Source organism: Rhodococcus sp. ACS1, from assembly GCF_002300155.1.
Classification (GTDB): domain Bacteria; phylum Actinomycetota; class Actinomycetes; order Mycobacteriales; family Mycobacteriaceae; genus Rhodococcus_F; species Rhodococcus_F koreensis.
The window spans coordinates 1,255,142-1,277,531 of record NZ_NSDZ01000005.1 but is presented as its reverse complement, the minus strand read 5'-3'; the positions used below and the strand labels follow the sequence as shown (position 1 = coordinate 1,277,531).

The 22,390-nt window shown below is 68.4% G+C and carries 19 protein-coding genes; 4 read left to right on the top strand and 15 right to left on the bottom strand.

Annotation, left to right across the window (positions count from 1 at the left end; all coding sequences use genetic code 11):
- The first annotated feature begins 18 nt into the window (after nt 1-18).
- Nucleotides 19-1,002 (top strand): alpha/beta hydrolase family protein, encoded by a 984-nt coding sequence (locus tag CJ179_RS26630; protein WP_179377645.1) that lies wholly within the window; start codon nt 19-21, stop codon nt 1,000-1,002.
- A gap of 34 nt (nt 1,003-1,036) precedes the next feature.
- Nucleotides 1,037-1,426: a VOC family protein gene (locus CJ179_RS26625; protein WP_072944843.1), complete on the top strand. Its 390-nt coding sequence runs from the start codon at nt 1,037-1,039 to the stop codon at nt 1,424-1,426.
- 21 nt (nt 1,427-1,447) lie between these two features.
- On the opposite strand, the gene CJ179_RS26620 is transcribed toward CJ179_RS26625, so the two are convergent.
- From CJ179_RS26620 to CJ179_RS26590, 7 genes are all read right to left on the bottom strand, one after another.
- Nucleotides 1,448-5,203: an ABC transporter ATP-binding protein gene (locus CJ179_RS26620; protein WP_095863370.1), complete on the bottom strand. Its 3,756-nt coding sequence runs from the start codon at nt 5,201-5,203 to the stop codon at nt 1,448-1,450.
- On the bottom strand, nt 5,200-6,561 hold the full coding sequence (locus CJ179_RS26615; protein WP_095863369.1) for an LLM class flavin-dependent oxidoreductase: 1,362 nt from the start codon (nt 6,559-6,561) through the stop codon (nt 5,200-5,202). The genes CJ179_RS26620 and CJ179_RS26615 overlap by 4 nt, the downstream gene beginning before the upstream one ends.
- A gap of 11 nt (nt 6,562-6,572) precedes the next feature.
- Complete coding sequence (locus tag CJ179_RS26610) at nt 6,573-7,307, bottom strand: ABC transporter ATP-binding protein (protein ID WP_072944848.1); 735 nt, start codon at nt 7,305-7,307, stop codon at nt 6,573-6,575.
- Entirely contained in the window at nt 7,283-8,152 is an 870-nt protein-coding gene (locus tag CJ179_RS26605; RefSeq protein ID WP_072944850.1) for an ABC transporter permease, read from the bottom strand. The genes CJ179_RS26610 and CJ179_RS26605 overlap by 25 nt, the downstream gene beginning before the upstream one ends.
- Nucleotides 8,149-9,216, bottom strand: a complete 1,068-nt coding sequence (locus CJ179_RS26600; RefSeq protein WP_095863368.1) for a PhnD/SsuA/transferrin family substrate-binding protein — start codon at nt 9,214-9,216, stop codon at nt 8,149-8,151. Before CJ179_RS26600 ends, CJ179_RS26605 begins: the two co-directional genes overlap by 4 nt.
- A 292-nt stretch (nt 9,217-9,508) precedes the next feature.
- On the bottom strand, nt 9,509-10,720 hold the full coding sequence (locus CJ179_RS26595; RefSeq protein WP_095863367.1) for an ROK family transcriptional regulator: 1,212 nt from the start codon (nt 10,718-10,720) through the stop codon (nt 9,509-9,511).
- A 147-nt stretch (nt 10,721-10,867) separates the two neighbouring features.
- Complete coding sequence (locus CJ179_RS26590) at nt 10,868-11,629, bottom strand: hypothetical protein (protein ID WP_095863366.1); 762 nt, start codon at nt 11,627-11,629, stop codon at nt 10,868-10,870.
- A gap of 173 nt (nt 11,630-11,802) precedes the next feature.
- Here CJ179_RS26590 and CJ179_RS26585 point away from each other — a divergent pair, with 173 nt between their 5' ends.
- Nucleotides 11,803-13,482 (top strand): DNA repair helicase XPB, encoded by a 1,680-nt coding sequence (locus tag CJ179_RS26585; RefSeq protein WP_005244182.1) that lies wholly within the window; start codon nt 11,803-11,805, stop codon nt 13,480-13,482.
- Nucleotides 13,483-13,519: 37 nt separating this feature from the next.
- Nucleotides 13,520-14,188, top strand: coding sequence for a DUF3239 domain-containing protein (locus CJ179_RS26580; RefSeq protein ID WP_072944858.1), 669 nt, complete (start codon nt 13,520-13,522; stop codon nt 14,186-14,188).
- A 7-nt stretch (nt 14,189-14,195) separates the two neighbouring features.
- On the opposite strand, the gene CJ179_RS26575 is transcribed toward CJ179_RS26580, so the two are convergent.
- The 8 genes from CJ179_RS26575 to CJ179_RS26540 all read right to left on the bottom strand — a co-directional run bounded on the left by CJ179_RS26575 (nt 14,196) and on the right by CJ179_RS26540 (nt 22,344).
- Nucleotides 14,196-14,759, bottom strand: a complete 564-nt coding sequence (locus tag CJ179_RS26575) for a GNAT family N-acetyltransferase (RefSeq protein WP_095863365.1) — start codon at nt 14,757-14,759, stop codon at nt 14,196-14,198.
- Between the two features lie 92 nt (nt 14,760-14,851).
- Nucleotides 14,852-15,841 (bottom strand): LLM class F420-dependent oxidoreductase, encoded by a 990-nt coding sequence (locus CJ179_RS26570; RefSeq protein WP_072944860.1) that lies wholly within the window; start codon nt 15,839-15,841, stop codon nt 14,852-14,854.
- A 13-nt stretch (nt 15,842-15,854) separates the two neighbouring features.
- Nucleotides 15,855-17,081 carry an MFS transporter gene (locus CJ179_RS26565; RefSeq protein WP_072944862.1) on the bottom strand — a complete coding sequence of 409 codons (1,227 nt, stop codon included), beginning with the start codon at nt 17,079-17,081 and terminating at the stop codon, nt 15,855-15,857.
- Nucleotides 17,078-18,421, bottom strand: coding sequence for an LLM class flavin-dependent oxidoreductase (locus tag CJ179_RS26560; protein WP_095863364.1), 1,344 nt, complete (start codon nt 18,419-18,421; stop codon nt 17,078-17,080). Before CJ179_RS26560 ends, CJ179_RS26565 begins: the two co-directional genes overlap by 4 nt.
- A gap of 24 nt (nt 18,422-18,445) precedes the next feature.
- Nucleotides 18,446-19,321, bottom strand: coding sequence for an ABC transporter permease (locus CJ179_RS26555; protein ID WP_072944866.1), 876 nt, complete (start codon nt 19,319-19,321; stop codon nt 18,446-18,448).
- Nucleotides 19,314-20,150: an ABC transporter ATP-binding protein gene (locus CJ179_RS26550; RefSeq protein WP_072944868.1), complete on the bottom strand. Its 837-nt coding sequence runs from the start codon at nt 20,148-20,150 to the stop codon at nt 19,314-19,316. The genes CJ179_RS26555 and CJ179_RS26550 overlap by 8 nt, the downstream gene beginning before the upstream one ends.
- Nucleotides 20,147-21,235: an ABC transporter substrate-binding protein gene (locus tag CJ179_RS26545; protein ID WP_095863625.1), complete on the bottom strand. Its 1,089-nt coding sequence runs from the start codon at nt 21,233-21,235 to the stop codon at nt 20,147-20,149. The genes CJ179_RS26550 and CJ179_RS26545 overlap by 4 nt, the downstream gene beginning before the upstream one ends.
- A 38-nt stretch (nt 21,236-21,273) precedes the next feature.
- Nucleotides 21,274-22,344 carry an ABC transporter substrate-binding protein gene (locus CJ179_RS26540; protein ID WP_072944870.1) on the bottom strand — a complete coding sequence of 357 codons (1,071 nt, stop codon included), beginning with the start codon at nt 22,342-22,344 and terminating at the stop codon, nt 21,274-21,276.
- Between the last annotated feature and the right edge of the window lie 46 nt (nt 22,345-22,390).

Sequence of the window (22,390 nt, the reverse complement as noted above, 5' to 3'; positions counted from 1 at the left end):
TTACCAGGAGGCAGAACCATGAGTGTCACAGCAACGAAGCCGTTACACGGTTGGTTACGAGGCGTCGTCCGGCTGATGATTGCGGTGGTGATCCTGCCTCTCGCGTTCGTCCTCGTCGGCGGCGGGACGGCGTCCGCGGACCCGTACAGCCGGCTGCGCGAACACTGGGTCGACGCACCCGGCGGGGTCGGGCAGATCAAGATCCGCATGTGGCTCGCGAACAACGGCAGCAACAAGGCCCTCTACCTCCTCGACGGCCTCCGCGCGACCGACGACGTCAGCGGCTGGGAACACGAGACCAACGCAGCGTGGCTGTCCGATCACGGCATCACCGTCGTCGAACCGGTCGGCGGGCAGTCCAGCTTCTACACGGACTGGTACGCACCCAGCAACACCAACAACCAGCCGTACACGTACAAGTGGGAGTCGTTTCTCACCCAGAACCTGCCCGACTTCCTGGCGAACAACTACGGCATCAGCCGCACCAGCAACGCCATCGCCGGACTGTCGATGGGTGGCAACGCGTCGCTGATCCTCGCCGCCTACCATCGCGACCAGTTCACGTTCGCCGGGTCGATGTCGGGGTATCTGAACCTGTCGGCGCCGGGCATGCGTGAGGCGATCCGTATCGCGATGCTCGACGCCGGCGGCTACAACGCCGACTGCATGTGGGGCCCGCCGTGGGATCCCGCCTGGCTGCGGAACGACCCGTTCGTCGCGGCACCCCTCATGCGCGGGCTTCCGATGTGGATCTCGGCGGGCGCCGGCCTTCCCGGCCCGCACGATCAGCCGCAGTCCGCGATCGATGTCTTCAACGTCGGCACCGGCATGGGTCTGGAGGCCATCGCGCTGGCCCAGAACCGGGCCTTCCAGGTGCGACTCGACACCCTCGGAATCCCCGCGCACTACGACTTCCCGGCGACGGGAACCCACAGCTGGGGCTACTGGCAGGACCAGCTGTGGGCGATGCTGCCGATGATGAAGGCGTCGATCGGCGCCTGAGCGGGCCCCACAGGTACCACCTAGTATCGCGGACGTGGAGAAACATCAGATCAGTCTCGGAGCAATCAATCTCGAGGCCGCGCACCCCGCAGCGCTCGCCGCGTTCTGGGCCGGTGTCACCGGTGCCACGCCGCTCCCGGGCGGTGACAGCGTCTATCTGCCACCGGCCGACCCGGACGGGTTCGCGATGTTCTTCCAGCCGCTCACCGGCGCCCGTCCCGAGCGCCAAGCCATCCACCTGGACCTCACCGTTCCGTGGGGTTCACGGCAACGCGAGGTCGAGCGGCTACTGGCGCTCGGGGCAACGCACCGGTGGGACGTCCTCGACGAGCACCCCCACGTGCAGTGGACGACGCTGGCCGACCCGGAGGGCAATCTCTTCTGCGTGGCGGAGCATCCCCCGGTCGTGGCCTCCGCCCCGTGAGTACTTCATAACGTCCCGCGGTTAATAAGTACTCACGGGTGGCGAAGCCGCATAAGCCTCCCAGAGTTCCCGGTAGACGCCGCCCCGGTCCAGCAACTCGTCGTGCGTTCCGACTTCCGCGACCCGGCCGCCGTCGAGGACCACCACCCGGTCGGCTCGCGCGGCGGTGCTCAGCCGGTGCGCCACGACGACGGTGGTGCGCCGCCTGGACAGGTTCTCGGTCGCGCGGCGCACCCGGTCCTCCGTGGCCAGGTCCAGTGAGGCGGTGGCTTCGTCGAGCAGCAGGATGTCGGGGTCCACCAGTTCGGCGCGGGCCAGTGCCAGCAACTGGCGTTGTCCGGCCGACAGGTTGCGCCCGTGTTCCCCGATCGGTTGCAGGTATCCGAGGGCCAGCCCGGACACCATGTCGTGGGCGCCGACGGCCCTGCTGGCGGCCTCGACCTCCGCGTCCGTCGCGTCGGGGCGCCCGTAGGCGACGGCGTCGCGGACGGTGGCGCCGAACAGATGCGGCTCCTGCGGGACGACGCCGAGTCGCTGCCGGAACGACGCGAGGTCCAGGGCGCGGGTGTCGATGCCGTCGACGCGCACCGCCCCCGCGGTGGGGTCGTAGAAGCGGGCGAGCAACTTGAGCACCGTCGACTTTCCCGCGCCGGTCTGGCCGACGAGGGCGATCGTCTCGCCCGGTTCGATGTGAAGCTCCACCCCTCGCAGCGCCTCACCCTTGCCGGATTCGTACGCGAAGTGGACGTCGTCGAACACGATGCCACCGCTGATGCGGTCGAGGACGATCGGTTCGCCTGCCTGCGGTGTGGTGGTCGGCGTCCGCATCAGCCCCCGCAGCCGTCCCAGCCCGATGACCGCCTGCTGGTAGCCGTCGAACACCTGCGAAAGCTGTTGCACGGGAGCGAAGAACAGTTCGACGTACAGCACGAACGCGATCAGTGTGCCGACGGTGAGGGTTCCGGTATGGATCCGCGCGGTCCCCGCCGCGAGCACGAGCCCGGTCGCGACCACGGACAGGAATTCGACGAACGGGAAGTACAACGCCATGTATCGCTGGGCCCGGAGCCGCGACTCCCGGAAGTCCCAGGCCCGCCGGGCGAACTGGGCCGCGTTGTAGTCCTCGCGCCGAAATGCCTGTGTGACGCGGATGTTCGTCACGTTCTCCTGTAGGTAGGCGTTGACGATTCCGACGCGGTCGCGGGCCTCGGCGTAGGCGGGCACCGACTTCCGGCGGAACACGACGGTGGCCGCGACGAGGACGGGCACCACGAGTACCAGCACGAGGGCCAGTTCCGCGTCGATCACCAGCAGTGCCACCAGCACACCGGAGATGGTCAGCCCGCTGACGACCGCGGTGGCCAGACCCGTCTGCAGGAAGTTGGACAGGCTGTCGACGTCGGTGGTCATGCGGGTCATGATCCGGCCGGCCAGTTCCCGCTCGTAGTACTGCAGACCGAGCCGCTGCAGTTGTGCGAACGTCTTGACCCGCAACGTGTACAGCAGCCGTTCACCGGTACGTCCGGTCACCCGGGTCTGGGCGACGTTGACGGCCCAGTCGAGCAGCACCACGACCACGGTCGCGGCCGCCGCGAGCAGCAGCAGGTCGCGGGCGCCCTGCAGCACTCCCCGATCCACGCCGGTACGGACCAGGACCGGCACCGCGATCTGCGCGACGGCGTCCAATCCGACCAGCACCAGTCCCGCGACCAGTGGCAGCAGGAGGGGCCGCAGCAGTGAGCCGAGCCCGAACGCGGGGTCGGCGGCCCGGGCCTCGTCAGCGGCGACGTCCGGGTCTCCGGTGAGCGGTGGCAGGTCGTCGAGCCGGGCCATCACGTCGGGTCCGGGTGGTGCCGACGACAGGATTCCCCCTGCCGCGCCGCCGCGCGAGGGTCCACTGGCACCGGCCGCCGCGGTCGCGAAAGCCGCTGCGGCCCTGGCGTCGAACACCCCGGACGCCTCGTCTCCGTCCTCCCGGCGCCACAGTTCGGCGGTGACGCCGTCGACGTCCGGCAGCGGCGGCGACGGGTCCGGGGTGGCGACGTCGTCCGCACTCGACAGCAGCGCACGGAACAGCGGGCAGCGTTCGTCGAGTTCGGCGCTCGTCCCCACGTCGACGATGCGGCCGTCCGCCAGCACCGCGATGCGGTCGGCCAGGGCGAGCGTCGACCGGCGGTGCGCGATGATCAGTGTGGTCCGCTCCCGGGTGGCGACGCGCAGTTCGTGATGGACGGCGGCCTCGACCCGGGCGTCGACCGCCGAGGTCGCGTCGTCGAGCACCAGGATCCGCGGATCGGTGACCAGTGCCCGGGCGAGCGCGATGCGCTGCCGCTGACCACCCGACAACGTCACCCCCTGCTCCCCCACGACGGTGTCGAGGCCGTCCGGCAGCGCGTCGACGAATTCCTCCGCCTGCACCACGCGCAGTGCCTCACGCACCGTTGCCTCGTCGACGTCCGGCCTGCCGTACGAGACGTTCGCGCGAATGGTCTCGGACATCAGGTAGCTGTCTTCGAAGACGACGCCGAGCGCGGAGCGCAGCGATTCGAGCGACAGCCTGCGGGTGTCGATCCCCCCGACGGAGACCGCACCCGCATCGACGTCGTAGAGCCGCGGAACGAGCATGGCCAGAGTCGATTTGCCCGATCCGGCGGCTCCGACCACCGCCACGGTTTCGCCGGGTGCGATTCGCAGCGACAGTCCGTCGAGCAGCCGGTTCGACGGGTCGTAGCCGAAAGCGACGTCGTCGAATTCCACCGCGAGAGGCCCGTCCGGCAGGTCCACGGCGCCGGGCGCGGTGGTCACGGCCGGCGCGTTGTCGATCACCTCGCGGACGCGTTCGACGCTCGCGCGCCCCTGCTGGCTCACGGTCAGCAGGGTGGCGAGTTGACGGACGGGCGAAGCGAACGCCGCCAGGTACGTGGTGAAGGCGACGAACGTGCCCAGCGACAGTGTGCCGTGCAGAGCCAGCCACCCACCGAGGGCAAGCACCAGGGCCTGCCCGAGCATCGGGACCGCCTGCAGTGCCGGGTTGTACCGGCTGGTCAGCCGAGCGACACGCAGCCGGGACCGGAACAGCTCACCCGCCCGCTTCTCGAGGTCTTCGAGTTCGCGATCTTCCTGGCCGAATCCCTTGACGACGCGCACCCCGGTGACGGCGGCTTCCACCCCGCCCGCCACGACGGCCGCCTGTTCCTGCGCATGCCAGTTGGCGGGGAACAGGTCGACGCGGCTGCGCAGGGAGATGAACCACAGCGCGGGCAGCACGGCGAGGGCGACGAGGGTGAGGATCGGCGACAGCACGGCCATCACGGCCAGCGAGATCACGAACATCAGCAGGTTCCCCGCCATGTGCGGCAGCAACTGCAGGAGCATCTGGATCAGCGTGATGTCCGAGATCGACCGGCTCACCACCTGCCCCGTCTGCAGCCCGTCCTGTTTGACGCCGTCCAGCCGCAGCAGGGATCGGAAGGCGTCGCCCCGCAGGTCGTACTGCACGCCGAGGGACAGCTGCCCGGAGCGGTACCGCCGCGTGTAGGCGGCGGCGAAGCGGATGGCCGCGAGGACGACGAGCACCGCGATCCAGGGCGCCAGCGCGTGATTCGTGTCGACCGCGGCGTTGTCGACCACGTGCCGGACGGCCAGCGGGATGGTGGCGGTGGCCGCGGCCGCCACCGCCGCCGCGCCGTACGCGAGAACGAGATTGCGGCGCTGGCGCAGACAGTAACCGAACAGATACCGCAGCCAGCCGGTGTTCTCCGGAGCTCCCGTCGTCACTGCGCAGACACCAGCGTGGAATCCTTCTCGACCGCAAACTGATTCGCGGGCCGCGGCAGACCGTAGTGCCCCCGCAGCGTGGTCTCGGTGTAGTCCGTGCGGAACAGTCCGCGTTCCTGCAGGATCGGGACCACGGAGTCGACGAACTTCTCCAGCCCGGACGGCAGGACGGCGGGCATGATGTTGAACCCGTCGGCGGCGCCGTTGCGGAACCAGTGCTCGATCGTGTCGGCCACCTGGAGTGGGGTGCCCGCGAACGTGCGGTGACCGCGACCGCCACCGAGTCGCCCGATCAGTTGCCTGACGGTGAGCTTCTCCCGGCGGGCAAGGTCCACGATCAGCGTGTACCGGCTCTTCGCGCCCTCGATCTCGTCCTCGGACGGCAGGTTGTCGGGCAGTTCCTCGTCGAGCGGGAGTTGCTCGGGTTCGAGATTGAACCGCTGCGCCAACTGCTTCCGGGCGTATTCCGGCGAGATCAGCCGCTCCAGCTCGGCCTCGAGTTCACGGGCCTCCTCTTCGGTGTCCGCGATGACCGGCACGATGCCGGGCAGGATCAGCACCTGCTCCGGATCCCTTCCCACTGCCGCGACGCGGTCCTTGACGTCGGCGTAGAACGCCTTCCCTTCGTCCAGGGTGGGCTGGGCGGTGAAGATGGCCTCCGAGTAGCGGGCGGCGAAATCCTTTCCGTCCTCGGACGATCCCGCCTGCACGAGCAGCGGGTATCCCTGCGGCGACCGCGGCACGTTGAGCGGTCCCCGCACCTTGAAGAACCGGCCCTCATGCTCGATGACGTGGACCTTGGCGGAGTCGGCGTGGATCGCGACGTCCTTGTCCGCGACGATGGCGTCGTCCTCCCAGCTGTCCCACAACTTGGTGGACACCTCGACGAATTCCGCGGCCCGCTCGTAGCGGCTGCGGTGTGCGGGGGTGTCGTCGAGCCCGAAGTTCTGCGCGGCGTCGGCGCCGGCGGTGGTGACGATGTTCCAGCCGGCGCGGCCGCTGCTGACGAAGTCGAGGGACGCGAACCGCCGCGCCAGGTTGTACGGCTCGTTGTAACTGGTCGACGCGGTCGCGATCAGGCCGATCTTCTCGGTGGCCGCGGAGATCGCGGTGAGGATGATGGTCGGCTCCAGCTTGCCGCTCGGCCTGCGTTCCGGATTGCTGAACAGCACCGGGCTGTCGGCGAGGAACACCGAGTCGAACTTTCCGCGTTCGGCAGTCTGCGCCAGCGAGATGTAGTGCTTGATGTCGAGGTTGGCGTTCGGGTCGCTCTCGGGCAGGCGCCAGGACGCCTCGTGGTGCCCGATCGCCATCAGGAATGCGTTGAGATGCAGCCGGCGCTGTGGTGACGAACTCATGGTGTAACTCCTCACTGTGCCGCTACCTCGACGCCGAGGGCGCCGAGCAGCGTATTGCGAAACTCGTGGAACTTGCTGTCGCCGAGCGCTCTCGGCCTCGGAATGTCGACGATCTCGTCGACGACGATCTGCCCGCGGTCGAGGACGAGCACCCGGTCGGCGAGCGCGATCGCCTCGTCGACGTCGTGGGTGACGAGCAGGACGGTCGGGCGGTGGCGGCGGATCAACTCCTGCAGCAGCGCGTGCATCTTGATCCGGGTCAGCGCGTCGAGGGCGCCGAACGGCTCGTCCGCGAGGAACAGCTGAGGCTCGCGGACCAGCGCCCGCGCCAGCGCCACCCGCTGCTGTTCACCGCCGGACAATTCACTGGGCCATGCCTTCTCGCGGCCGGCGAGCCCCACCTCCGCGAGGGCGGAGGCGCCCCTGCTCGTGCCGGTGCGGCCCAGCCCGAGCGTCACGTTGTCGAGCACCCGCAGCCACGGCAGCAGCCGTGAGTCCTGGAAAGCCACCGACACTTCCGCGGGCACGGTGAGCGTTCCGCCGCGGCCCTCGACGTCGTAGTCGAGGCCCGCGAGCGCGCGCAGCAGTGTGCTCTTGCCGGACCCGCTCTTGCCGAGCAGGGCCACGAACTGGCCTTCGGGAATGTCGAGGTCCAGGTGGTCGAGGACGGTCTTGTCGCCGAATCCGCGAACGAGGGACCGCACCTGCACGGCGGCGGGTTCTAGCCTGCGAGCGTCTTGCGCCATGACAGCGACCGCCTTTCGATGTAGCGGAGGACGGCGTCGGACAGCAGACCGAAGATGCCGTAGACGGCGAGCCCCACCAGAATCACGTCGGACTGGCCGTAGTTCTGCGCGTTGTACATCATCTTCCCCAGACCGGTCACCGCGTTGATTCCCTCGACGACGATGAGGGTGAGCCAGGCACCGGTCACCGAGAGACGCAGTCCGAGAAAGAATCCCGGCATCGCACCCGGCAGCACCACCTTGCGGATGAACGTGGCCCGGGACAGCCCGAGGACCTCGGCGAGTTCGACGTACCGGTTGTCGATCGACGTCAGCGAGTTGTGGGTCTGGATGTACATGTGGACGACGACACCGAGCGCGATGATCACGATCTTGAACGTCTCGCCGATGCCGAGCCAGAGGATCAGCAGCGGGATCAGGCCGAGCGTCGGGATGGCCCGTTTGAGCTGGATCGGCCCGTCGATCAGGGCGTCACCGGAACGCGTCAGTCCGGCGACGACGGCCAGCGCAGTCCCGATCACCACGCCGAACGCGAACCCGACGGCGGCGCGACTCAACGACGCGGCGATGTGCTCCTGCAGGATGCCGGTGGAGATCAGGTCGACGGCCGTGGTCACCACCGTCCACGGCGCGGACAGCTTCCGCGGGTCGATGAGGCCCGCCACGCTGCCCACCGCCCACACCGCGAGGAGGAGCAGCACCCCGGCCAGCCTGGAGAACGGGAAACCCTTGCGCAGGCCGAGTCGCCGGATCGGCCGCTCGGCGGCGCCGGACCCGGACCTGTCGGCACCGGCGGCGGTCGTGCGCGCCGGTGCTGCTGCGGGCGCGGAGAGAATACTGGTCATCGCTGCACACCGCCTCGGTACTCGGCCGGCACGGCGTCGGCGGCGATGTTTTCGAATCGGCGGTCGAACAGCTCGTTGGCGTCGAACTCGCTGAAGTACCCGGCGTCGGAGAGCAATTGGACGGTGTCCTGCGTCCACTCGACGGCCGCGTCCCAGTTGACCGGGTACGACGGCCGCTGCCCGACGGAGGCGACGATGCGCTTGCCGTCCTCGGCCGACACCTGTTCGCTCTCCACGTAGTACTTCTGGATCCACGCGTCCTGGTTCTCCCACGCCCAGATCTCCCCGCGCGCCCAGAACGGAATGAACGCCTTGATCGCCGCAGCCTTGGCCGGATCCTGCAGGACCTCCACCGGCGCCCAGAGCACGGTGAGCGCGTCCACGGCGTCGGTCTGCAACGCCTTCGCTCCGTCCGGACCGTACTGGTTCAGGTACTTCGTCACCGTCGGCTCCGACAGCGGCGCGACGTCCACCTGCTTCGACTGCAGCGCGGTGAGGAACTGCGGGCTGGGCAGCTCGACGAGCTGGACGTCTTTCGTGGTCAGGCCCTGCGCCTTCAGCGTTCGCAGGATCACCACACCCTGCGCCTGCCCGGGCGAGAACGCGATCTTCTTGCCCCGCAGGTCCGGCAGTGCCGCGATGTCCGAGCCGGGGGCGGTGGCCAGCACGTACTGCGGCTGTTCCTTCTCCCGGACCGCGACGATCTTCGCGTCCAGCCCCGTGGCGTGCGCCTGGATCGGCGGGATCGCGGCGTTGGTGGCCAGGTCGACCGCGTTGCCGCGGAAGGCCTGGATCACGTCGGGACCGGCACTGACGTCCGGCCAGTCCGACACGGTGAACGGGAGATCGGCGATCTGGTCGGTCGCCTCGAGCTGCAGCCGGGTGGTCTTGATCGACACACTGAGCGAGGTTCCCTCCGGAACCTGATCGGGCACAGCATCATCGAGCGCGAGCCCGCCGGAGGAACCGGAGGAGCAGGACGCGAGCCCGAGCGCCACGACGCCGGCGAAGGCGGCGCGCGCGAGGCGCCGGTACCCGGCGGAAGACACGAGTGAACTGGACATGATTGATCCTTCGAAGGATGTGGTCTCCGATGGGCACCCCGGACGCAGAAGGTCGGGTGCCGTGCAGGAGCGAGAAAGGAAGAACGGAACGGTGTTTCGGGGCGTCCGCCGGTGTCAGGCCGGAAACGTCAGACGCGACCCGGTCGCGTGCGGCGACAACAGGACCCGGGGCGACACGAGGTGGTACGCACGCTGTCCGCCGTAGAGGTGTTCACACCAATATCCTTGCGATCCAGCGCAATCCCCGTCAACATTGCTTCCCACCGAATTAACTCCGATGCTGTGATACACGTCACGAAATTCCGGCCAGTGGGCGCACGAAGCTGGTGAGCGGCGCGCGGTAGAGCTCCGCGAGGATCACGGCACCGGCGGACACCGGCAGCGCCCGTCCCGGAAAGCTGGTGGACAGCACGGACCACGACGGATCGTCACACGTCGCCGACGACTCCGCGACCGCACGCCGGACCGTGTCCAGACACCCGGGAATCCCGCTCACACTCTGGTCGCAGACGATGAGGACCTCCGGATTGAACAGATCCAGCAGACGCGCCGCCACCACCCCGACGCCGTGCGCGCGTTCCGTGAACAGTGCCAGCGCCTCCGGGTGCCTGTTACGGCCCGCGTCGAGGAGATCGCGGAAGATCGGCCGCTCGATGATGCCCAGCTCCATCGCCCTGCGCACCAGCACCAGATCCGACAGGGTGGCCTGCACACATCCGGTGCGCCCGCAGGCGCACTCCTCGACACTGTTCTCGACGGGCACGTGCGCCACCGCGCCCGCCGCCGCGCGAGGGCCGTGGTGGACCACGCCGCCGGTCGCGAACGCGGCGTCCACCACGTTCCCGACGAAGAGTTGCACCACACTCTCCCGCGCCCTCGGCTCCCCGAACAACACCTCCGCGTCGATGAGAGCGCGCGCGTGCGAATCCATCCGGACGTCCAGACCCGTGCGGTGCTCGAGATCCGCGCGGACCGGGTACCCGTTCCATCCCGGGATCGGATGCTCGCGCACCACACCCGATTCGGAGTCGATCCAGCCGCCCGCCGCGAAACCGACACCGATCGGAACCGAAGACTCACCGTGCTGGACGGCCAGCGCCTCCAGGGTCGTCACGGCGTTCCGCAGGATCTCGGCCGGTCCCAGCCCGTAGTGCGGATCGCGGGACCGTGCCAGCACCCGCCCGCGCAGGTCGAGCAACGCGGTGGTCACGTGCGTGATGGCCAGATGGATGCCGTACACGACGTACCGGCTGTCGTCGACGTCCACCGGCACGTGTGGCCGTCCCAGTCCGGTGGGACCGGCGATCTCCGGCAGTTCCCGCAACAGGCCGTGGTCGACGAGCTGCGCGCTGGCCGTGGTCACCGTCGCGGGTGAGAGCCCGGTGACGCGGGCGATGGTGCTGCGTGCGATCGGCCCGCTGTCGAGGACCGTGCGCAGCACCGTGCCCGCGCTGGCGCCGGAACGTCCGGCGCCGCGCCGGGTGACGGGCTGCGTTCGCGCCATCGTTCCCCCTTCGCCGCGCGCAGTGATGTGGCCTGACCTCGAACGCTAGCGAAGGGGAACGTGCAGTTCAACGGACTCGATTCCCGTGAATTTAACTCCCCGTGAGTACTTCTCAACGTCCCGCGGTCAACAAGTACTCACGGGGCGCTAGCCACCCAGATTGACCTCGATGCAGTACGTGCGCTGGGGTTCGGAGAAGGCGATGGGAAATGCGGTGTCGAACTCGTTGCACAGGGTTTCGTCGTCCTGGCCGTCCGCGCGTCTCACGACCTTGACGGTCTGCATGTCGGAGCAGTCGGACGGCACGATCCGGCCGTCGTCCTCGAGCAGGTAGCAGGAGTCCTCGATCATGTTCGGGACGAGGCACAGCGTGGTCTGCACGTCCTTGTCCTCGCCGACGAGGGTGTAGGAGAAGTAGTCCTCCCCGCACTGGACGTCGCCGTCGTTCTTCTGCGCCACCTCGTACGTGGCCTCGCTGTCGGAGCAGTCCCGCTTCTCGTGCGAGGTGTCGGCCGCGGTGGTCGACGCGGACTCGAAGAACAGGCAGTCGCCGACGTCGAGGGCGTTCTCGTCGGCGCTCTTCACCGCGTACACACCGAACGCGGCGACGGCGGCGAGGATCACGACGGCGAGGACGCCGAGAGTGATGAACAACCCTTTCCGCGACTTCTTCGGCTGCGGTGGGTACTGACCGGGCGGGTACTGGCCGGGCTGCTGCCCGTACTGGCCCGGCGGATACTGGCCGGGCTGCTGGGCGTACTGCCCCTGCTGATAGGGCTGCTGCGGGTACTGACCCTGCGGGTACGGCTGCTGCGGCCCACCCTGCGGGTACGGTTGCTGCGGGTTGTTCGGCGGTTCGCCGGGGACGCTCGGATCGGGGCGGTTCGGGTCGTCGGGGGGCTGGGTCATCGCGAGCCTCGTCTCTGGGTCGATCCATCCGGCTGCCCCTCAATTTAGGCCCCGACCGCCCCGGATGTGCAGGTATCGGCCCTGCCGGGGGCCGCGACGTGGCGCGCCGCCGCCCGGATCAGGACAATGGACAGGCTGGCTACATCCGGCACCGCATTTTCGAGGAGGCTTCCGTGACCGACGGACCGTTGATCGTCCAATCCGACAAGACCCTGCTGTTGGAGGTCGATCACGAACGCGCGAACGACGCCCGCCAGGCGATCGCGCCGTTCGCGGAACTCGAGCGCGCGCCCGAACACGTCCACACGTACCGCATCACGCCGCTGGCGCTGTGGAACGCGCGCGCCGCCGGGCACGACGCCGAGCAGGTGGTCGATGCCCTCGTCAACTTCTCCCGGTACGCGGTGCCGCAGCCGCTGCTGGTCGACATCGTCGACACGATGGCCCGGTACGGGCGCCTGCAGCTGGTGAAGAACCCGGCCCACGGTCTGACGCTGGTCAGCCTGGACCGCGCGGTCCTCACCGAGGTGACCCGGCACAAGAAGATCGCCCCGATGCTCGGCGCCCGCGTCGACGACGACACGGTGGTGGTGCACCCGAGCGAGCGCGGCCGCCTCAAGCAGTTGCTGCTCAAGGTCGGCTGGCCGGCGGAGGACCTCGCCGGATACGTCGACGGCGAGGCGCACGCCATCGATCTGGACTTCGACGGCACCTCCCCCGGGTCCGCGGACGGCCAGTGGCACCTGCGCGACTATCAGGAGATGGCCGCCGACTCGTTCTGGGCCGGCGGGTCCGGCGTCGTCGTCCTGCCCTGCGGTGCGGGTAAGACGATGGTCGGTGCGGCGGCGATGGCCAAGGCGAAGGCGACCACGTTGATCCTGGTGACGAACACAGTCGCGGGACGGCAGTGGAAGCGTGAGCTGATCGCGCGCACGTCACTCACCGAGGAGGAAATCGGCGAGTACTCCGGCGAGCGCAAGGAGATCCGTCCGGTCACCATCGCCACGTACCAGGTGATCACCCGGCGCACCAAGGGCGAATACAAGCATCTCGAACTCTTCGATTCCCGCGACTGGGGTCTCGTGATCTACGACGAGGTGCACCTGCTACCCGCCCCGGTGTTCCGCATGACCGCCGACCTGCAGTCCCGCCGGCGCCTCGGCCTCACCGCCACCCTGGTGCGCGAGGACGGCCGCGAGGGCGACGTGTTCTCGCTGATCGGGCCCAAGCGGTACGACGCGCCGTGGAAGGACATCGAGGCGCAGGGGTGGATCGCTCCCGCCGACTGCGTCGAGGTGCGGGTGACACTGACGGACGCCGAACGGATGTCCTACGCCGTCGCCGAACCGGACGAGCGGTACAAGCTGTGTTCCACCGCGCACACCAAGATCGCGGTGGTGAAGTCGATCCTGGAGCGGCACACCGACGCACCGACGTTGATCATCGGCGCGTACCTCGACCAGCTCGACGAACTGGGTGAGGCGTTGAACGCCCCGGTCATCAAGGGGTCGACCAAGAACAAGGAGCGGGAGGAACTGTTCGACCGTTTCCGGGCGGGCGAAATCCAGACGCTGGTCGTCAGCAAGGTCGCGAACTTCTCGATCGACCTTCCGGAAGCGTCTGTCGCCGTGCAGGTTTCGGGTACGTTCGGGTCCCGTCAAGAGGAGGCTCAGCGGCTGGGCCGCCTGCTGCGACCGAAGCACGACGGCGGCCAGGCCCACTTCTACTCGGTGGTGGCGCGGGACACGCTCGACGCCGAGTACGCCGCCCACCGGCAGCGGTTCCTCGCCGAGCAGGGTTACGCGTACCGGATCACCGACGCCGACGACCTGCTGGGCCCGGCCATCGGGTAACCGCCTGCCGCCGGAGCCGGGCCTCTAAGCTGGGGCCGTGCGACATTTCGAGTTCACCGTCGATCGGCCCTACGCGAAGTCCGTCAATCAGACGTTCGCCGACATGCGACGCCTGCAGGTGTCGGCGATCGTGGTGGCGCTGCTGTTCGCGGCCGCCGCTGTCGGTCTGATCCTGCTCGCCCACCCCTGGTCGATCATCCTGGGGGCCGTCGTGGCGATCGCCGCGCTGACGTCCGTGTGGGTGGCGTTCTGGGTGCCGAAGAAGGTCGGCAGCATCGAGGACCTGTACGCGAAGAGCCCGCTGGTGCCCGCCGTCGTCTCGGAGGTCCACCCCCGCGCGCTGACCCTGCTGTCGCTGATCGACGTCGCGAAGCCGTCCGCGGTCCACCCGTCGTACGCGCTCGTCACCCGCAACGTTCCGATCCGCACCGGCCAGAAGCAGCGGGTGGGTGACCGGGTGCCGTCCGTCGCACTGCTGAACGACCGCAGCACGCACAGCATGTCCGACACCTGGGAGATGGTCAGCCCGATGCCGATCGCGTGGGGCACCCGCGACGCGGCCGTGCGGTCCCGCGCGGAGGACGCGATCGATCAGGTCGAGTGGGATTTCCTGCAGAGCCGGATCGCCGAGTCGGAGCAGATCCGGACCAGCCCCGACCAGCGGGTCACGGTGTCCGAGCACGACCTTCCGGAGAGTTTGCGCTGACCGGCCGCTAGCCGGGCCAGTCGTCTGCCGGTTGTCGCGGGTCGCCGGCCAGCAGGGCGGCCGCCCACGAATCGCGCCGGACGCCGCGCTGCACCAGTCCTGCGCGCTGGAGTCCCTCGAACCGGAAGCCCACCCGGCGGGCGACGGCCGCCGAATCCAGGTTGCCGACGAAGGCACGCCATTCGATGCGTTCGAGGCCCATCCCGTCCGTCCGAAACGCGAAATCGCACACCAGGTTCACCGCGGTCGTCATCAGTCCCCGCGAGCGGGCGGACGGTGACAGCCAGTATCCGATCTCCGCTGCCGTCATGTCCCGCGCCATCAGGCCGATCATCCCCAGCACCGGGCCGTTCTCGCGTTCGCGCAGCGCCCAGGTGGGGCTGCGGTCGGCCCAGCCGGTCGGCACCGTCTGCCGGACGAACTGCTCGGCGTCCGAGCGTGCGTACGGGGCGGGCATCGTCGTCCACTCGGCGATCGACGCGTCGCCGCACGCCGAGCAGATCGCGTCGATGTCGGTGACGACCGGCGGGGTCAGCCACACGTTGTCGGCGGCGAGGGTGACGACGAGCATGCCCGCCACTCTATGCCCGGTGCGGCGGTCTGCTGATCAACACGTCCGGCCGACGGGCCGGCCATCAGCACGTCCGGCCGACGGGCCGGCCATCAGCGCAGCGCCGGCAGGACCTCCTTCTCGAAGAGTTCGATGCCCGAGGTGTCGTAGGCGGCTTCGGGGAAGTAGAAGATGCCGTAGGACATGCCGAGTTCCTTCAGCGCCGACAGTTTCTCGACGATCTGTTCCGGCGTTCCCACGCCGGGCATGCCGCGGAATGCTCCGAGCGCACCCTCGGCGGCGTCGGCGCCGACGTGGGGGGTGAGCCGGTCCTTCAGGGTGAGCAACCGCTGCTCGACCTCCGCCTCGGTGGTGCCGATCGCGACGTTGTAGTTGGCCGAGCGGGTGATGGCGTCGAAGTCGGTGCCGACGGTGTCGCAGTGCTTGCGCAGGATCTCGGACTTCTGTGCGAATCCGTCGGGTGTGCCGTCGAAGTTGGTGTATTGCGCGTACTTTGCCGCGATCTTCAACGTCACCTTCTCGCCGCCGCCGGCGATCCACAGCGGAATGCCGCCGTCCTGCAGCGGAAGTGGGCGGACGATGGCGCCGTCGACCTGGTAGTGCTTGCCTTCGAGGGTCGCGGTGCCGCTGGTCCAGGCCTGGCGCATGATCTGCACGCCCTCGTCGAGGCGGCCGAGACGCGTACCGGCGGAGGGGAATCCGTACCCGTATGCCTGCCATTCGTGCTCGTACCAGCCGCCTCCGATGCCCATCTCGATGCGTCCGCCGGAGATGAGGTCGGTGGTGGCGGCGACCTTGGCGAGGTAGGCGGGGTTGCGGTAGCTCATCGCCGTACACATCTGGCCGAGACGCACCCGCGACGTGACGGCCGCGAACGCGGACATGAGGGTCCACGCCTCGTGCGTGGCCTCCTCGGTCGGTGCCGGGACGGTGTGGAAGTGGTCGTAGACCCACAGTGAATCCCAGGAGGAACCCTGGTCGGCGCGCAACGCGAAGTCGCGCATCACCGACCATTGATCCGCGGGATCGATTCCGACGAGATCCAGACGCCAACCTTGAGGAACGAACAATCCGAAGCGCATGAAACGAATGTACCTATGCTTCCTGTTTTTCGAGCGGTGAGGAATCCGGCTCCGCCGCGGGCGGCGGTGGCCAGGGGGAATAGATCGGGATGAACCGGAACAGGAGTCCGGCGCCGACCAGCGCCGCTCCCCCGATCGCGGCGACGGCGGCGCCGAGCGGGACCACCGCGGCGAGCGCGCCGACCCCGAACGGTCCTGCGAACATCCCGGTGTCGTGGGTGAGCCGCCACGCTGCGAGGAATTCGGCGCGGGTGGCCGGTGGCGCGATGTCGGCGCCGAGCGTCATGATGACGCCGTTGCCGAGGCCGTTGCCGATTCCCATCACGACGGCGACGGTCCCGATCGACCACAGGTCGTGCGAGAACGGCAACGCCAGGTAGGACGCGCCGATCACCAGCAGCGACGGCACCGCGATGAACCTGCGGCCGTAGCGGTCCATGAAATGTCCGGCCGGATACGAGCACAGCAGGTCCACGGCGGCACCGACACCGAAGACGAGGCTGACCTGGGCGGCGTCGAGTCCGAGGTGGGCGGCCCACAGCGGGAGCACCGCCTCCCGGGAGGCGCGGGCCGCGCCCATCATGAGCGACCCGGCTCCGAGTGTGGCCAGCAGTTTCCGGTGGCGACGCAGGATCGACGGCAGCGTCGCGTGCCCGCCCACGGCGGCTGCACTGCGGCGCGGCGGGTCGGGGACCCGCGACATCAGCCACCCGGACAGCACGACGCCGACGAACTGCACCATGAACCCGCCCCGCGCGCCGACCACCAGGATCACGGCGGCACCAAGCAGCGGGCCCACGAAGAAGCCGAGCCGCCACATCGCCGCGAACGACGACATCGCCCGGGCCCGCAACCCGATCGGCACGGCATCGGCCAGATAGCTCTGGCGGGCCAGCCCCCACACGGCGTTCGCGAGCCCGGTCAGCAGTGCGCCCACACCGAGCATCCAGGGTGACTGCGCGAGGAGACAGACCAGCACTCCGGTGGCGCCGACGGCACTGCCGCCGATGATGGACCGCCGTTCCCCGAACCTCGCCACGATCCGGCCCGCGGGCAGGTCGCCGAGGACGGCGCCGAGCCCGACGACCGCGACGATCAGCCCGGACACGGCAACCGACGCACCCAGTTCGCGGGCCGTCAGCGCCATGACCGGGGCGGCGGCCCCCTGGCCGATGCCGAAGATCGCTGCTGGGACGAAGACGGTGGTGACGAGAGGCTTCAGACCGGTCTCGCCGCTCATGCGCTCGCTTCGTCGACCGCACCCGCGAACCGGTTGTCGACGTCCGCGAGACCGTAGTGACCACGCAGGGTGGTCGCCGTGTACTCCGTGCGGAACAGTCCCCGCTGCTGCAGGATCGGGACGACCCGGTCGACGAAGTCGTCGAGTCCGCCGGGCAGGTACGGCGGCATGATGTTGAAACCGTCGGCCGCGCCCTGCTCGAACCACGTCTGCAGTTCGTCCGCCACCTGTTCCGGAGTGCCGGCGAACGTGCGGTGCCCGCGTCCGCCGCCGAGCAGCCCGATCAGCTGCCGGACGGTGAGCGATCCGTCCGCCGCGAGATCCTTCACCAGCTGGTACCGGCTCTTGTTGCCCTGGATCTCGTCGAGCGGGGGAAGCGGCGGCAGCGGCGCGTCGAGGGAATGCTTCGTGAGATCGACACCGAGCATCGTCGACAGCTGCCGCAGCGAGTACTCGGGCGAGATCAGATCGGTGAACGACTGCTCGAGCGCCTTCGCCTCCTCCTCGGTGTCGGCGATGAACGGCACGATGCCGGGCAGCACTTTCAGGTCGCCGGCAGTGCGGCCGTGCTTCACGACCCGCGCCTTGAGATCGCGGTAGAACTCCTGCCCCTGCTCGAGGGTGCGCTGCGCGGTGAACACCGCCTCGGCGTACCGCGCCGCGAACTCCTTGCCGCTCTCCGACGATCCGGCCTGCACCAGCAGCGGCCGCCCCTGAGCGGATCTCGGCGAGTTGAGCGGGCCCTTGATCCGGAACCGCGGTCCGTCGTGGTCGATGGTGTGGACCTTGTCGGGGTCGGCGAACACGCCCGTCTCCGGGTTCAGCACCACCGCGCCGTCCTCCCAGCTGTCCCACAGGGCCAGCGTGACGTCGACGAATTCCTCTGCGCGCTCGTACCGTCCGCTGTGCGCGGGGATGCCGTCGACGCCGAAGTTGGCCGCCTCGTCCGCGCCTGCCGAGGTCACGATGTTCCACCCGGCCCGGCCGCTGCTGATGTGGTCGAGCGACGTGAACTTGCGGGCCAGAGTGTACGGGTCGGAGTAGCTCGTGGACGCCGTGGCGATCAGCCCGACGTGTTCGGTGGCGACGGCGATCGCCGAGAGCAGCGTGACGGGTTCGAAGATCGCCTGCGTGTTGTGCTTGATCCGCGGTCCGACGGCGAGACCGTCGGCGAAGAACACCGAATCGAGCTTGCCGCGCTCCGCGATCCGGCCGAGTTCCTGGAAGTGCGCGACGTCCAGAACGCGGTGCGCCTCGGTGCGGGGGTGGCGCCACGCCGCCTCGTGATGTCCCACGCCCATGAGAAACGCGTTGAGGTGGAACTGTGAATCCTGTGACATGTAGGTTTTCTTTTCCGGTAAGGACTAGACCCGCCAGCGGGACAGCCTGCGTTCGATCAGTACGAGAACGGCGTTGATCGTCAGGCCGAGAACCGAGATGGCGACGATGCCCGCGTACATGTTGGGGATCTGGAAGTTGAACTGGGAGGCCGTGATCAGGTAGCCGAGCCCGGCCTTGGCCCCGACCATCTCGGCGGCGATCAGCACGAGGATCGACGACGCGGCGGCCATGCGGATTCCGGTGAAGATGGTGGGAACGGCGGCGGGCAGCACCACCTTCTGGAACAGGCGCACGGGCGAAAGTCCCAGCGAGGACGCCGACTTGATCAGCAGCGGGTCGACGGTGCGGACACCGGAGATCGTGTTCAGCAGGATCGGGAAGGTGCACGCGTAGATCACCAGGGCGATCTTGGACTCCTCACCGATGCCGAGGATCAGGATGAACACGGGGAGCAGTGCCAGCGCCGCCGTGTTGCGGAACAGCTCCAGGATCGGGTTCAGGAAGTCCGACACGGGCCGGTACCAGGCGATGGCGATGCCCAGCGGGATCGCGATCACGACGGCCACGAAGAAACCGATCAACGCGCGAGAGAGGCTGGCGGACACGTGCTGCCACAGCTCACCGCTCTGGAGCAGGTCGAAGAACGCCTCGATCACCGTGCTGAACGGGGGCAGGAACACTTCGTCGACGAGACCGACGCGGGGTGCGATCTCCCACAGCGCCAGGAACGCGACGATCGCGACGGACGGCTTCAGGATCCGCCACGCGAGCGGACGCAGCGCCGCGCCGGCACGCTGGACGGCACCCGGCTCGGGCGGGGTGGAAGCGGGCGTCGGAGCCGCGGTCCGGGTCGGATCGGCGGCGACGGGAACTTCCGGTGTCGCGAGTGCGCTAGACATGTGCTTCCTCCTTCTCGATTACCTGTGCACGCTCCACTTCGCCGTGCAGCAGCGTCCAGATGCGGTGTCGGTAGTGCCGGAACTGCTCGTTGGACCGGACGTCCTCGCCGCTGCGGTCGATGTCGATGTCCACGAACGTCTTCACCCGGCCGGGGCGTGACGTCAGGACGGCGACCCGCTGCCCGAGGTAGATGGCCTCGTCGATGCCGTGGGTGATGAACAGAATGGTCTTGCCGGTGGCCTTCCAGATGCGCAGCAGTTCGTCCTGCAGCGACTCGCGGGTCTGCGCGTCGAGCGCGGCGAACGGCTCGTCCATCAGCAGCACCTCGGGGTCGAACGCCAGGCTCCGGGCGATCGCGACGCGCTGCTTCATACCACCCGACAGTTCGTGCGGGTAGCGGTCGCCGAATCCCTTCAGGCCGACGAGTTCGAGGTAGTGCTCGGCGAGTTCGCGCCGTTCCTTCCTGGGCAGTCCCTTGGCCTCGAGCCCGAACTCGATGTTGTGCCGTGCCGTCCGCCACGGCAGGAGCGCGTACTGCTGGAAGACGATGCCGCGGTCGAGACCCGGCCCGGTCACCGGCTGCCCGTCGAGCAGGATCCGGCCGGACGTGGGGGTGCTGAGCCCGCCGAGCAGGTCGAGCAGCGTGGACTTCCCGCAACCGCTCGGCCCCACGAGGACGAGGAATTCGCCGTCCGCGAGATCGATGTCGATGTCTTCGATCGCGGTGAACTTGTCCTTCGACCCGCGCACGTCGAACTGCTTGGTGACGTGCTCGAGGCGGAGCTTGGGCGTCTGAACCCGGTCGGGATTCGAGGCGGTGGTGCTCATTTCTGTCCTTCCAGTACTTCTCCGTCGGGCCCGCTCTCGGCGGGGAACGTGCCGTTGGCGTACGGGTTGAATTCGTTGGTGTACAGGTCGGTCGCGGTCAGCTTGCCCTCGTCGAGCTCACCGTTCCGGACGAGCCAGTCGATCCAGGTCTGCAGCTCCTTCTCCTGGATCACGGCCCCGGCGATGGGAATTCCGGAGCTGCGCCAGTAGTCGATGGCCTCGTCGCTCTCGTTGCGGCCACGCCTGTCGATGATGTTCTTCAGCCGTGCGACCACCTCCTCGCGCGGGGTCACCTGGGTCCAGCGGATGGCCCGGGCCGTGCCCTGCACGAAGTCCGCGACGGCGTCCTCGTTCTTGGCCAGGAAGTCGTCCCGCACCACGTATGTGCCGTAGCTGAACGCGCCGAAGAGATCCCGGTCCGTGAACAGCGGCCGGATTCCGCCACGCTCCTGGGCTGTTTCACGGTAGATGCCGTTGATGGCGGCCACGTCGATCTGGCCTTCGCGTAGCGCCTGTTCGTTGTTCACCGGCGGAACGACGATCAGTTCCACCTGATTGATCTCGTCCGGGGACAGGCCCTGCTGGGCCAGCCACTCCCGGACGAGGAACTCGTGGTGCGCGCCGAGCGTGTTCATCCCGACCTTCTTGCCGATCAGGTCACGCGCCGAGCGAATGGGGCTGCCGTCCAGCACGAAGTATCCGGTGAACTCGCCGGCATCCGCGCCGTAGGAACTCAGCACCGACGTGATCGGCGCCCCCGCGGTGTTGAGTTTGACGACGGCTCCGTTGAAGGCCGAACCGAATTCGACGTCACCGGTGGCCGCCGACTGGATGTCCTGCGGGCCGCTGGTCGTGTCGCCGACCCATTCGAGTGTGACCTTGTCGTAGTACCCCAGGTCCTCGGCGAGTTCGTGGAAACCCACGTCTCCGGCCCACCCCTGGTATCGCAGGACCGTCTTCCCGTCCTCGGTGGTGGCGGTGTCCGACGAGCCGGCACATCCCGCCACTCCCGAGGCCAACGTGAACAGTGCTGCGGTCGCCGCGAGTGCGCGCACGGCGCCTCGCCGGAACCGGGAGTGGGACATCGACTTCACTTTCTTCTCGTGAGGACCTGGGGTGGAATTCACTTGGCGGCCAGCGCTTGTCCGTCGGGGCCGCTGTCGGCGGGGTAGGTGCCGTTGGCATACGGGTTGTACTCGTTGGTGTAGACGTCGGCGGGCGTGAGCTTGCCGTCCTCGAGTTCCCCATTACGCACGAGCCAGTCGATCCAGGTCTGAATTTCCTGGTCGGTGAGCACGCCACCGGGGCCTGCGACACCCGGCGACTTCCAGTAGCCGACGAGATCGGTGGTCTCGTTGCGACCGCGCCCGGTGATGATCTCCTTGTACTTCGCGATCACCTCGTCGCGGGGCGTCACCTGCGTCCAGCGGATGGCGCGGGCCGTGCCCTGCACGAAGTCGGCGACGGCGTCCTTGTTCTTCGCGATGAAGTCGTCGCGGAAGATCAGCGAACCGTAGGTGAAGGAACCGAAGATGGACTCGTCGGTGAACAGCGGACGGATGCCACCGCGCTCGACTGCCTTGTCGCGGAACACGCTTCCGAGCGTGCCGACGTCGATCTGCCCCTGCCGCAGCGCCTGCTCGGTGTTCACCGGCGGCACGACGGTCAGCTCGACCTGCTTGATCTCGTCCGGGGTCAGCCCCTCCCGAGCCAGCCACTCCCGGACCAGGAACTCGTGGTGCGCGCCGAGCGTGTTCATGCCGACCTTCTTGCCGATCAGGTCACGTGCCGACGTGATCGGGCTTCCGTCGAGTACGTAGTACCCGTTGAACGTCTCCTTGTCGGAGCCGTAGTAGCCGATGACGGACGTGATGGGAGAATCGGCCGCGGCGAGCTTCAGGACCGCTCCGTTGAACGCCCCACCGAAGTCGGTCTGGCCCGTGGCGGCGTTCTGAATGCTCTGCGGCCCACTGGTGGTGTCGCCGATCCAGTTCAGTTCGACCTTCTGGTAGTAGCCCAGGTCGGCCGCGAGTTCCGGGAACGAGACCTGGCCCGTGGTGCCCTCGTAGCGCAGCACGGTCTTGCCGTCGGCGGTCGTGGTGGTTTCGGATTTGGAGCAGGCAACAGCGAGACTGGTGAGGGAGAGCAGGGCGGCAGCGGCCGCCAGAGTCCGCGCGAAACGGGGACGAATCATCGAAGGTCTTCCTAGTGTGTGATGCCCGCAAACGACGAAGCAGCGG

What these genes read in the sequence shown, in the direction of transcription:
- CJ179_RS26630 (WP_179377645.1), top strand. Translation starts at nt 19, where the DNA reads ATGAGTGTCACAGCAACGAAGCCGTTACACGGTTGGTTACGAGGCGTC.
- CJ179_RS26615 (WP_095863369.1), bottom strand. Translation starts at nt 6,561, where the DNA reads ATGAGTTCGTCACCACAGCGCCGGCTGCATCTCAACGCATTCCTGATG.
- CJ179_RS26610 (WP_072944848.1), bottom strand. Translation starts at nt 7,307, where the DNA reads ATGGCGCAAGACGCTCGCAGGCTAGAACCCGCCGCCGTGCAGGTGCGG.
- CJ179_RS26605 (WP_072944850.1), bottom strand. Translation starts at nt 8,152, where the DNA reads ATGACCAGTATTCTCTCCGCGCCCGCAGCAGCACCGGCGCGCACGACC.
- CJ179_RS26600 (WP_095863368.1), bottom strand. Translation starts at nt 9,216, where the DNA reads ATGTCCAGTTCACTCGTGTCTTCCGCCGGGTACCGGCGCCTCGCGCGC.
- CJ179_RS26595 (WP_095863367.1), bottom strand. Translation starts at nt 10,720, where the DNA reads ATGGCGCGAACGCAGCCCGTCACCCGGCGCGGCGCCGGACGTTCCGGC.
- CJ179_RS26590 (WP_095863366.1), bottom strand. Translation starts at nt 11,629, where the DNA reads ATGACCCAGCCCCCCGACGACCCGAACCGCCCCGATCCGAGCGTCCCC.
- CJ179_RS26575 (WP_095863365.1), bottom strand. Translation starts at nt 14,759, where the DNA reads ATGCTCGTCGTCACCCTCGCCGCCGACAACGTGTGGCTGACCCCGCCG.
- CJ179_RS26570 (WP_072944860.1), bottom strand. Translation starts at nt 15,841, where the DNA reads ATGCGCTTCGGATTGTTCGTTCCTCAAGGTTGGCGTCTGGATCTCGTC.
- CJ179_RS26565 (WP_072944862.1), bottom strand. Translation starts at nt 17,081, where the DNA reads ATGAGCGGCGAGACCGGTCTGAAGCCTCTCGTCACCACCGTCTTCGTC.
- CJ179_RS26560 (WP_095863364.1), bottom strand. Translation starts at nt 18,421, where the DNA reads ATGTCACAGGATTCACAGTTCCACCTCAACGCGTTTCTCATGGGCGTG.
- CJ179_RS26555 (WP_072944866.1), bottom strand. Translation starts at nt 19,321, where the DNA reads ATGTCTAGCGCACTCGCGACACCGGAAGTTCCCGTCGCCGCCGATCCG.
- CJ179_RS26550 (WP_072944868.1), bottom strand. Translation starts at nt 20,150, where the DNA reads ATGAGCACCACCGCCTCGAATCCCGACCGGGTTCAGACGCCCAAGCTC.
- CJ179_RS26545 (WP_095863625.1), bottom strand. Translation starts at nt 21,235, where the DNA reads ATGTCCCACTCCCGGTTCCGGCGAGGCGCCGTGCGCGCACTCGCGGCG.
- CJ179_RS26540 (WP_072944870.1), bottom strand. Translation starts at nt 22,344, where the DNA reads ATGATTCGTCCCCGTTTCGCGCGGACTCTGGCGGCCGCTGCCGCCCTG.